1 tRNA gene and 2 rRNA genes are annotated in these 3276 nt (G+C 54.7%); all 3 read left to right on the plus strand.

Features of this window, described 5'->3' with window-relative positions:
• The first annotated feature begins 87 nt into the window (after window positions 1–87).
• A 23S ribosomal RNA gene (locus SAZ01S_RS22830) occupies window positions 88–2879 on the plus strand.
• A 113-nt stretch (window positions 2880–2992) separates the two neighbouring features.
• Window positions 2993–3107 (plus strand): 5S ribosomal RNA (rrf, locus tag SAZ01S_RS22835).
• Between the two features lie 90 nt (window positions 3108–3197).
• Window positions 3198–3274 (plus strand) — tRNA-Met (locus SAZ01S_RS22840).
• The last annotated feature ends 2 nt before the right edge of the window (window positions 3275–3276 follow it).

Genomic DNA, 3276 nt, shown 5'->3' on the forward strand with positions numbered 1-3276 from the left:
ATCCACACCAAGATACTGCGATACGCTGCTCTGCCGAGTTGGTGTTCTTTAGGAACGCCCAGCGTTGTCGTTGGTGGTGTGGACTCTCAAGCGTGAGGTAAGGGCATTTGGTGGATGCCTTGGCATGTACAGGCGATGAAGGACGTGGCACGCTGCGATAAGCGTCGGTGAGCTGTGAGCAAGCTTTGACCCGACGATTTCCGAATGGGGAAACCCACCTTCACCAATTAATTCAGTGGTTGAGCGATCAACTACCGAGTTAATTGGGGCAAGGTATCACCGAAGTGAATCCATAGCTTTGGTGAAGCGAACCCGGCGAACTGAAACATCTCAGTACCCGGAGGAAAAGACATCAACCGAGATTCCGTTAGTAGTGGCGAGCGAACGCGGACCAGGCCAGTGCTTCTAATTCAACTAGCAGAACACTCTGGAAAGGGTGGCCATAGCGGGTGACAGCCCCGTATGCGAAAGTGATGTTAGAAGACTCGAGTAGGGCGGGACACGTGAAATCCTGTCTGAACATGGGGGGACCACCCTCCAAGCCTAAATACTCGTACATGACCGATAGCGAACTAGTACCGTGAGGGAAAGGTGAAAAGCACCCCGATGAGGGGAGTGAAACAGTACCTGAAACCGAATGCCTACAAGCAGTTGGAGGGTCCTTGAGGCCTGACAGCGTACCTCTTGCATAATGGGTCTGTGACTTAATGTATCAAGCAAGCTTAAGCCGATAGGTGTAGGCGCAGCGAAAGCGAGTCTGAATAGGGCGACGTAGTTTGATGCATTAGACCCGAAACCCGGCGATCTATGCATGACCAGGATGAAGGTGCGGTAACACGCACTGGAGGTCCGAACCGATTAACGTTGAAAAGTTACCGGATGAGTTGTGCTTAGGGGTGAAAGGCCAATCAAGCCGGGAAATAGCTGGTTCTCCGCGAAAACTATTGAGGTAGTGCCTCGGATGAACACCCTAGGGGGTAGAGCACTGGATGGATGCGGGGGTCGCGAGATCTACCAACTCTAACCAAACTCCGAATACCTAGGAGTGATATCCGGGAGACAGACGGCGGGTGCTAAGGTCCGTCGTCAAAAGGGAAACAGCCCTGACCTACAGCTAAGGTCCCCAAGTCACGTCTAAGTGGGAAAGCATGTGGGAATCCCAAAACAACCAGGAGGTTGGCTTAGAAGCAGCCATCCTTTAAAGAAAGCGTAACAGCTCACTGGTCTAAACAAGGGTTCCTGCGGCGAAGATGTAACGGGGCTCAAGACGTGCACCGAAGCTTAGGGTTCATCGCAAGATGAGCGGTAGCGGAGCGTTCCGTAAGCCTGTGAAGTGGAAGGGTAACCGACCATGGAGGTATCGGAAGTGCGAATGCAGACATGAGTAGCGATAAAGAGGGTGAGATGCCCTCTCGCCGAAAGACCAAGGGTTCCTGCGCAAGGCTAATCCGCGCAGGGTGAGCCGGCCCCTAAGACGAGCCCGAAGGGGGTAGTCGATGGGAACCACGTTAATATTCGTGGGCCTGGTGGTGTGTGACGGATTGCGTGTGTTGTCAGTTCTTATCGGATTGAACTGGCTTCGAAGCAGTCCCGGGAAATAGCCCCACCGTATAGACCGTACCCGAAACCGACACAGGTGGTCTGGTAGAGTATACCAAGGCGCTTGAGAGAAGTGTCCTGAAGGAACTCGGCAAATTGCCTCCGTACCTTCGGAAGAAGGAGGCCCTGCATCTGGGCAACCAGTTGCAGGGGGCACAGGCCAGGGGGTAGCGACTGTTTAGCAAAAACACAGGGCTCTGCTAAGTCGGCTTCAAGACGACGTATAGGGCCTGACGCCTGCCCGGTGCCTGAAGGTTAAGTGGAGGAGTGCAAGCTCCGAAATGAAGCCCAGGTAAACGGCGGCCGTAACTATAACGGTCCTAAGGTAGCGAAATTCCTTGTCGGGTAAGTTCCGACCTGCACGAATGGCGTAACGACTTCCCCACTGTCTCCAGGACATGCTCAGCGAAATTGAATTCTCCGTGAAGATGCGGAGTACCCGCGGTTAGACGGAAAGACCCCGTGCACCTTTACTGCAGCTTCAGAGTGGCAGTGGAGAACAACTGTGTAGAATAGGTGGGAGGCTTTGAAGCACCGGCGCCAGCTGGTGTGGAGCCACCAAGTGAAATACCACCCTGTTGTTCTTTACTGTCTAACCTCGTACCGTCATCCGGTACAGGGACCCTCTGTGGCGGGTAGTTTGACTGGGGCGGTCGCCTCCTAAAGAGTAACGGAGGCGCGCGAAGGTTGGCTCAGGCCGGTTGGAAACCGGCTGTTAGAGTGCAATGGCATAAGCCAGCCTGACTGCGAGACTGACAAGTCGAGCAGAGACGAAAGTCGGTCATAGTGATCCGGTGGTCCCTCGTGGAAGGGCCATCGCTCAACGGATAAAAGGTACGCCGGGGATAACAGGCTGATAACCCCCAAGAGCTCATATCGACGGGGTTGTTTGGCACCTCGATGTCGGCTCATCACATCCTGGGGCTGGAGCAGGTCCCAAGGGTTTGGCTGTTCGCCAATTAAAGTGGTACGTGAGCTGGGTTCAGAACGTCGCGAGACAGTTTGGTCCCTATCTGCCGTGGGCGTCGAAATTTGAGAGGAGTTGACCCTAGTACGAGAGGACCGGGTTGAACATACCTCTGGTGTACCAGTCGTCGTGCCAACGGCGCAGCTGGGTAGCTATGTATGGACGGGATAACCGCTGAAAGCATCTAAGCGGGAAGCCTCCCTCGAGATAAGATTTCATAGAGCGGTCGAAGACCACGACCTTGATAGATCGGATGTGGAAGCGCGGTAACGCGTGGAGCTAACCGATACTAATTGCTCTTTTCGCGCTTGAGAGTTTCACACCCCCATCGACAACCCTGGGTTGTCGCCATGCAGGGTGGATGACGATCCAGCCTTTGTGCACGATTTGAAACCCGTTTCCCGAACGCCCACACCGGCTTCATTGCTTGGTGGCCATAGCGTCTGTGACCCACCCGATCCCATCCCGAACTCGGCCGTGAAACCAGACAGCGCCGATGGTACTATTGCTCAAGCAATGGAAGAGTAGGTCGCCGCCAGGCATTGAAGCCGGTGTGTGCGAAAGCACGGAAACACCAAAACCCATTCACATGTCCCCCGTTCTGCCTCCACACAGAGGCAACCAGCTTTGGCGCGGGGTGGAGCAGCCCGGTAGCTCGTCAGGCTCATAACCTGAAGGCCGCAGGTTCAAATCCTGCCCCCGCAACCAAA

The organism is Sphingomonas azotifigens NBRC 15497 (assembly GCF_002091475.1).
GTDB classification, from domain to species: domain Bacteria; phylum Pseudomonadota; class Alphaproteobacteria; order Sphingomonadales; family Sphingomonadaceae; genus Sphingomonas; species Sphingomonas azotifigens.